At 41.5% G+C, this 6,813-nt stretch carries 6 protein-coding genes; 2 read left to right on the top strand and 4 right to left on the bottom strand.

Annotated features, from left to right (window positions below; all coding sequences use genetic code 11):
• Positions 1–304 precede the first annotated feature (304 nt).
• From B3763_RS06670 to mtaB, 3 genes are all read right to left on the bottom strand, one after another.
• The gene (locus B3763_RS06670; protein WP_286745013.1) at positions 305–1,114 is read right to left on the bottom strand and encodes a hypothetical protein; all 810 of its coding nucleotides are present in this window, start codon (positions 1,112–1,114) and stop codon (positions 305–307) included.
• A gap of 251 nt (positions 1,115–1,365) precedes the next feature.
• Positions 1,366–1,605: a hypothetical protein gene (locus B3763_RS06675; protein ID WP_286745015.1), complete on the bottom strand. Its 240-nt coding sequence runs from the start codon at positions 1,603–1,605 to the stop codon at positions 1,366–1,368.
• 116 nt (positions 1,606–1,721) lie between these two features.
• Positions 1,722–3,041, bottom strand: coding sequence for a tRNA (N(6)-L-threonylcarbamoyladenosine(37)-C(2))-methylthiotransferase MtaB (gene mtaB / locus B3763_RS06680; protein WP_286745017.1), 1,320 nt, complete (start codon positions 3,039–3,041; stop codon positions 1,722–1,724).
• Between the two features lie 230 nt (positions 3,042–3,271).
• Between mtaB and B3763_RS06685 the strand changes: the two genes are divergently transcribed.
• A complete protein-coding gene (locus B3763_RS06685) occupies positions 3,272–5,434 on the top strand; it encodes a glutamine synthetase III (protein WP_189629821.1) in 2,163 nt (720 codons plus the stop codon).
• A 244-nt stretch (positions 5,435–5,678) separates the two neighbouring features.
• The gene (locus B3763_RS06690) at positions 5,679–6,548 is read left to right on the top strand and encodes an alpha/beta fold hydrolase (RefSeq protein WP_189629822.1); all 870 of its coding nucleotides are present in this window, start codon (positions 5,679–5,681) and stop codon (positions 6,546–6,548) included.
• A gap of 3 nt (positions 6,549–6,551) precedes the next feature.
• On the opposite strand, the gene B3763_RS06695 is transcribed toward B3763_RS06690, so the two are convergent.
• Positions 6,552–6,713 carry a Lacal_2735 family protein gene (locus B3763_RS06695; protein ID WP_308440966.1) on the bottom strand — a complete coding sequence of 54 codons (162 nt, stop codon included), beginning with the start codon at positions 6,711–6,713 and terminating at the stop codon, positions 6,552–6,554.
• Positions 6,714–6,813: the final 100 nt, after the last annotated feature.

Genomic DNA, 6,813 nt, shown 5'->3' on the forward strand with positions numbered 1-6,813 from the left:
TTCAGAGGAAAATTCCGCAATGACCTCCTAAGAGGGGATATTTTACTACTTCCTTACATAGAACTCAGCTTAAAGTTGAGAATGCGATTGCGGTCAAACCGTTTCAGTTATTAATTTCTTTTTCCAATGGATAAAATTAACGGGTTGACTTTAAGGGGCTTATCTATTCTTCATCAAAGCCTGATATTAAGAAATTCATAGATGAATATCTGTTCAATTCTTTTCATATCGAAAATGGAAATATTATCTGGGTAGATTTTGATAGGCTATTTCCTCTTTCGGATCTCTATTCAGGCAAAATTTCTTAAAAAGGAGCCGCATAAATAACTTCTCTGGTGTCCGTTAGCTTTACAAAGTCAACTTCGCCTGCACCTTCAAAATGGTACCTGAAGCCTACAATTTGTCCAATACTGGCACGAACCGGAAGCGTTAGCTTGTGCTTGTCTGCTATGTAAAACTTAGCCAAACCTCCGTTTACCTCCATTTTAACCTTCTGCCATTGGCTGTAGTCGGTCTGAAGGCTCCTTATGTCTACCTGAGTAGGATAGAACTCCTGACCGGCAATAAGTATAGGATCTTCAACCGAACAGGCGCTAATTGAGAGGGGAATAAGGAAGGTGGAATTGGTGCCGACAATTTCTAGCTTGATTCTTTTACAAGGAGCACCATAAGAGTTAAAGGTGCTTCTCAAACGAGTTTCCAGCGTAAAGTCTAGACCCGAAACGGGGTTTATCTGGTCGAAATAGTGAAAGGTTAGGGTAGGGGCAGTGATTTGAGACTCTATTTCTTTTAGCTTATCAGCCGATAAACCTATCATAGCATCGCACTTAATATCGCTTTTATTCAGGTATTCAATGGTTCCCGACTTGTTTAAGGTAGCTACCCAACCAAAGGACTTAACGAAGACGTCATTTACTTTTAACAGCTCATTGTCTGCTATTAACTGTGCTTTGTAGTATCCCGGAAAAGCATAGGTGGCCTTAAATTCTTTTTGCGATTTACTTACTCGTACTCCGTTCAGATCGTCTTTAGATTTTTTAATGTAGATGTTCTCGGAGTTTACCCCACTCAGATCCAGGGCGAAGGTTATTTCGGCAGGTACTTGAAAACTCACGTTTTTGCCCACGAAGGTAATTTCCAGCCAGGAGCCTAGCGTAATAAATGTGGGGAGGCATAAAAAGAGGCATATATAGAATATGCGCTTTCGCCTATTTGTAGGGTGAACCCTGTGCACAAAAGCACGGATTGAATGAATTAAATACATTGGTTGGGGTAGTGGGTCTTAAGAGATAGGCCGTTTATAAGACGCTATGAATGTATAACTTATATACAGAAAAACCAATTACAAATACATGAAATTGATTTTTACATACTGTAAAAGATTATTAGACCAATAGCCACAGAGAGTAATAGAATTATAGTTTGTTTGATAAGCTCTCTTTTTCGCTCAGCTGATAATTGTAGTTTTAATCCTTTTAGATATTCAGGGCTGGCTTTTCTAAATCTATACTTCTTGAATTCTGATTCAGCCTTGGGTTTAAAAGTGTTGGCCTCTTTTATGTTGAAAGCGTCTCTACGCGCGGTTAGCGCTCTGTTGGCTTTCATTCTTTTGATAGAATCCAATATGTGGCCTGCGCTAGACATAGTGTGTTTTACGGGTATAATAACACTATTATCTATAGTATAAGGACAAACGGGTTTGAGAAGATAATTAACGGAGCCTAATGAGTCTCAAAAACCATTTCAGGTTCTTCAACTTCCACAACTCCATTCTCATTAATTCGCATCAATTGCACCGTTTTTAGTTCGTTGATTAGCAGTGGATCATATTTTGCGGCCACCCTCACATAGTTTTCAGTAAAACCGTGCATCATGCCATCTTCAACATCGTCTTCAAAGAGAACGGTGCGTGTAGTTCCCAGCTGGCTTTCGTAAAATTGTCGTTTCTTCTTTTCGGATAGAATACGCAACATTTTAGAGCGTTTCTGTCTTTCCTTCATTGGTACAGTTCCTTCCATTTCAGGTGCAGCCGTATTGGCCCTTTCCGAATAGGTAAATACATGTAAATACGAAATGTCCAGTTCGTTCAGAAAGTTGTAAGTTTCCAGAAAGTCGGCTTCTGTTTCGCCAGGGAAACCAACAATGACGTCTACTCCAATGCACGAATCGGGTATAAGGCTCTTAATTTTTGAAACCCGGTCTTCGTACAGCTCTCTCAGGTAGCGCCTTCTCATTTTGCGCAAAATTTTATTGCTACCTGACTGTAGCGGAATGTGGAAGTGCGGTACGAAGCGCTTTGAATTAAGCGTATATTCTATGATTTCATTGGTTAGGAGGTTGGGTTCAATAGATGATATCCGAATTCTGTCAATGCCCTCTACCTCATCGATTGCTTTTACAAGGTCCACAAATCGCTCAGTTCGTTTTCCGTCCTGAATTCCAAAGTCACCTATGTTTACCCCGGTAAGCACTATTTCCTTAGTATCGGTGGCGGCTATTTCCTTTGCCGATTTAATGATGTCCTCTATGCTGTCGCTGCGGCTTTTGCCTCGGGCAAGTGGTATAGTACAGAATGCGCAGTGATAGTTGCAACCATCCTGAACCTTTAAGAAGGTTCTGGTTCGGTCGTTTATAGAATAGGCATTGTTAAAAGTTGTTGCTTCTTTGATCTCAGAGGCCAATACTCTAGCCTGCGGAGATTTTTTGAAAGTAGGAAGGAGGTCCAGAAGTCTGAATTTTTCAGCCGCTCCCAAAACAGCGTCTACTCCCTCAATATTGGCAATTTCTTTGGGTTTTAGTTGGGCATAGCACCCAATGATAGCCACAAACCCGTCAGGGTTGATTTTTTGAGCCTCTTTAACAATCTTCTTACACTTCTTATCAGCATTTTCTGTAACGCTGCAAGTATTAATGATAAAGACATCGGGGGTGTCAGAAAACTCCACCTTGGCAAACCCTCTTTCCTCAAATTGTCTGGAAATAGTAGATGTTTCGGAGAAATTTAGTTTACAGCCTAATGTATAAAATGCAACCTTCTTCATTGACGGGTGGAAAGACTGCAAAGGTAAGGATTATTGAAGAAAGATAGTCGATGGAACCCTTTTAGCTTCACTTTTTCAGAAATCGATAGTATTAGGTGTGATTTTTAACCCAAATCTCTTAGTGCAAACGTTTTTCTTTTGAAAACGGATAAAAAAATAAGCTGAAACGAAAGAGGTTTACGTAATTGTGTTAATTTCGGGACGAATTTAGATCACAAAAGTCAACAAAAATGTCGAATCAGCGCCAACGTGCCCTAAACATCGTGCAGCAAAGAACTACAGACAGAGTTTTTGCTCCTTCTGACAAAATTTCTGACTTCTTCGCAGAAGAAGTGTTCACAATGGACAAGATGAAAGCCACTCTTGCTCCAGATACTTTCAAAAAAGTAGAAAGTGCCATTAAAAAAGGGAAGAAAATTGACGTAGAAACTGCCAATGAGGTAGCTTCTGCTGTAAAAACCTGGGCAATTTCTAAAGGAACCACTCATTATACTCACTGGTTTCAGCCGCTTACAGGTGCAACAGCCGAAAAGCACGATTCGTTTTTCGATGCGCACAAGGGCATTGAGGTGTTTAAAGGTAGCGAGTTGATTCAGCAGGAACCCGATGCATCCTCATTTCCCAATGGTGGTATACGATCTACTTTCGAAGCCAGAGGTTATACGGCATGGGATCCAAGTTCACCAATTTTCATTTGGGGACGTACACTTTGTATTCCAACCATTTTTGTGTCGTACACCGGTGAGGCCCTGGACTATAAGGCACCGTTGCTAAAAGCTGTTGAGGCAGTAGATAAGGCGGCCACTAAGGTTTGTCAGCTTTTCGATCGAAATGTGAATAGAGTCAGTGCTTCACTAGGCTGTGAGCAGGAGTATTTTGTAGTAGATAAGGCCTTGTTCAATGCTCGTCCTGACTTGGTAATGGCCGGAAGAACCGTGTTTGGCCGTCATCCTGCACGTGGGCAACAGTTGGACGATCACTACTTTGGTGCCATACCAAGTAGAGTATACAACTTTATGAAAGACTTTGAAATAGAGTGCCTTAAACTAGGTATACCTGTTTCTACCCGTCATAATGAGGTGGCACCTTCTCAATTTGAGGTGGCACCAATATTTGAAGATATTAACGTGGCCACAGATCATAACTCGCTTATGATGGATGTGATGAATCGAGTGGCCGAAAGGCACGACTTGTCCATTCTGTTCCACGAAAAACCATTTGCAGGTCTAAACGGTAGCGGAAAACACAATAACTGGTCGCTTATCGCATCCAATGGGGTGAACGTATTCCAGCCAAGCAGCAGTGCCAGAGAAAACCTTCAATTTCTTACGTTCCTGGTTAACACCGTTAAGGCCATTCATGAGTATGCGCCTTTGTTGAGGGCCAGTATTGCTTCTGCCGGAAACGATCATCGCCTGGGTGCTAATGAAGCCCCTCCGGCTATTATGTCGGTTTTCCTGGGGTCCGATCTTAATGCCGTTCTCGATGAACTTGAGAACAATGGTAACATTAAGATTGACAAGGGTGAAAATATGTACATGAAGTTGGGAATTGATAAGATTCCTGAGATCATTCTCGACAACACCGATAGAAACAGAACGTCTCCCTTTGCCTTTACAGGTAACAAGTTTGAATTCAGAGCAGTTGGTTCTAACCAGAACGTGGCTGAGCCAATGACAGTGCTTAACCTCATTATGGCTAAGCAACTGAAAGAATTCTACAAGGTAGTTAGCGAAAGGATTAAAAAAGGCGAAGACAAAAAGATTGCTATCGTCAACGTGCTTAGAGAATACATAAAAGACTCGAAGGCCGTTCGCTTCGAAGGAGATGGTTACTCTCAAGAGTGGGCCGATGAAGCCGAAAGAAGAGGTTTACCTAATGTGAAAGATACTCCAAGAGCGTTGGATGCTTATGTATCTAAAACCTCTAAGCATATTTTTGAGGAGTTTGGTGTAATGTCGCCACTAGAGCTAGAGGCGCGAAACGAAATTCAGCTAGAGAATTATATTCTCAAGATTCAAATTGAAGCACGCCTGATTTCTGAAATGTCTATGGCTCAGGTAATTCCTGCCGCAATTAACTACCAGAATAAACTAATTCAGAATGCTCGTGGTTTGGGAGAGTTTGGGTTAGATAATAGCCATATCAAATCGATTCTCGAAAAGGTAAACGCTCAGATTGTTACTATTCAGAAAAATGTAACAGCCATGAACGATGTGAGGGGAGAGATTAACTCTATAGAAGATACCAGAGAAAGAGCCATTGCTTACTGCGATCAAATTAAAGCAGCTTATTTTGATGTGATCAGAGATGCTGTGGATCGTTTGGAAGGTTTGATTGACGATGAAGACTGGCCATTATTGAAGTACAGAGAAATGTTATTCTTAAGGTAATTTCCTTTTTGAAACCACTATAGAAGGCCTGTTTTCATTAGAGAACGGGCCTTTTCATTTGTTGGTAGTTGTATGCGGTTTCATCAGACCACAGGTAAAACTATGGGGAGATTAATAGCAGGCATAAATTGTTGTGGGCATCCTTTCTTCTTAGACTAAGCAGAAATGTCGTTTGCTGGTCAATTGCAGGGTGATAATAAACATGCTCATTTACAAATAGTTATATTTATAATGAATGCGTGGAATGACCAAAAAGAAGATTAAAATAGGTTGCCTGACTCTTTTATTAGGCTTTATAGTTCTTACTCAAATTGTAAGCAGCTGTGTTAGCCTCACCAAGAGCGATAGGGAGGTAGCAAAGTATTTTCGAGACAAGCCGGTTCAACCGCGAAGTGTGTTTTACAATGTGGATGGTTACGCCATTCATTATAAACAACTAGACGTAGCGAAAAACGGTACTATTGTGTTTCTGCATGGTTCACCGGGCGGATGGGATGCGTTCATAGATTATTTTGCTGACAGTACTTTGTACCAGAACGTGACTGTAGTGGCAGTAGACCGCCCAGGCTATGGCAAGTCGGAATTTGGCAAACCGGTAGGCTCCATAGAGAAGCAAGCAGCCTTGTTACAACCCATGCTTGAGGCGTTGCCTGCTCCCAGAGTTATAGTAGGTCATTCGTTAGGAGGACCAATTGCTGCCCGGTTGGCAATGGATTACCCCGATTGGGTAGATGGTCTTGTGCTACTGGCACCGGCTTTGGATCCGCGCCTTGAGCCTAACGAAGATTGGTTCAGAAAGCCCATGCGATGGCCATTGCTAAGTGCGCTGGTTCCCAAAATTATACGGGTTTCGAACGAGGAGCTTATTTTTCTTGAGGAGGAGCTTGAACAAATGCTTCTGCTTTGGCCCGGTGTTCAGGCAAAAACTATTGTGTTACAAGGAGGAGAGGATGGACTTGTACATCCACAGAATGCCAATTTTGCTGATAGCATGCTAATCAATGCTCAAAAAGAGGTGATATTCTTACCTAAGCAGAACCATTTTTTACCCTGGAATGAATATGCTCTTGTAAAACAAAAGGCACTGGAATTGATGAGGGAGTTCAGGCAGTAAGGATTAACTCAGTGCTTCTATTTGCTTTAAAACCTCTTCTGCCTCGGCAGTCTTTAAGTCGCTTGCTTTCCGGTTGCTGTGTGAAAGTTTGTGAGCTTCTTCAATTAGCTTTTTGTAACGATCGTGAAGCTTCTCTTTTTCTGTTTTTTTAGTAAACCAACCCATGATTTTTTATAGCTCAACAGCTCTTTAAATACAATTGTTTTAGTAGGGGTGCTTATTTAACCTGAGTTCGATGTACGAAAAGAACGTCATGCCGGAAAAA

It is taken from the genome of Roseivirga sp. UBA1976 (genome assembly GCF_002336325.1).
Classification (GTDB): domain Bacteria; phylum Bacteroidota; class Bacteroidia; order Cytophagales; family Cyclobacteriaceae; genus Roseivirga; species Roseivirga thermotolerans.

Bases quoted from the DNA above. Each gene is read 5' to 3' on its own strand.
- B3763_RS06675 (WP_286745015.1), bottom strand. From the start codon at position 1,605: ATGAAAGCCAACAGAGCGCTAACCGCGCGTAGAGACGCTTTCAACATA.
- mtaB (WP_286745017.1), bottom strand. From the start codon at position 3,041: ATGAAGAAGGTTGCATTTTATACATTAGGCTGTAAACTAAATTTCTCC.
- B3763_RS06685 (WP_189629821.1), top strand. From the start codon at position 3,272: ATGTCGAATCAGCGCCAACGTGCCCTAAACATCGTGCAGCAAAGAACT.
- B3763_RS06690 (WP_189629822.1), top strand. From the start codon at position 5,679: ATGACCAAAAAGAAGATTAAAATAGGTTGCCTGACTCTTTTATTAGGC.
- B3763_RS06695 (WP_308440966.1), bottom strand. From the start codon at position 6,713: ATGGGTTGGTTTACTAAAAAAACAGAAAAAGAGAAGCTTCACGATCGT.